We start from the raw sequence: 587 nt of genomic DNA, 5'->3' as shown, positions 1-587 counted from the left end.
ACGAAGGCCTGCGCTTCGCTATTCGTGAAGGCGGTCGTACCGTCGGCGCCGGCGTGGTTGCCAAGATCGTCGAGTAGGTGGGCATTGGCCGGCGCCGACTGATCGTAACAGATCAGCGAGCTTCGCTCGCGGGCGGCGCCGGCGTGGTTGCCAAGATCGTCGAGTAGTACCCCAATTCCTCGTCACCCTCGGGCTTGACCCGAGGGTCCATGGATGCCCGGATCAAGTCCGGGCATGACGGGAAAAGGAAAACACCCCCGAAGGGAAACCTTCGGGGGTGTTTTCGTTGGCAGAAGAATATTTCATGCAATGCCAGAAGGCGAACGGGCAGATCACCTCCCGCCACTACATAATGAGCCGCGCTCCTGAGTCTGTCTGAGGTTGGTGGAATCGGATTCTCCTCCCGTCACCCTCGGGCTTGATCCGAGGGTCGATGGACGGCCTGGTCAAGCCCACTGCTGTCCGGTTTAATTTAGTGGACTGAGTGCACGGCGTTGATTCTACTCGTGTTCAGACGTTTGGCGCGTCTCCTGGACACGAATTGGAGCAACACCGTGCGGCATCAGAATAGCGTTTTTCATGACTTG

At 58.6% G+C, this 587-nt stretch carries 1 protein-coding gene; it reads left to right on the top strand.

Features of this window, described 5'->3' with window-relative positions:
* A partial coding sequence (locus tag A6A05_RS22245; protein ID WP_211104280.1) for an EF-Tu C-terminal domain-related protein occupies positions 1–77 on the top strand: 77 nt, incomplete at its 5' end.
* Positions 78–587 lie beyond the last annotated feature (510 nt).

The organism is Magnetospirillum moscoviense, from assembly GCF_001650635.1.
GTDB lineage: Bacteria > Pseudomonadota > Alphaproteobacteria > Rhodospirillales > Magnetospirillaceae > Magnetospirillum > Magnetospirillum moscoviense.
Note: the sequence above shows the minus strand (reverse complement) of the source record. Positions and strands in the feature narration are given on the sequence as shown.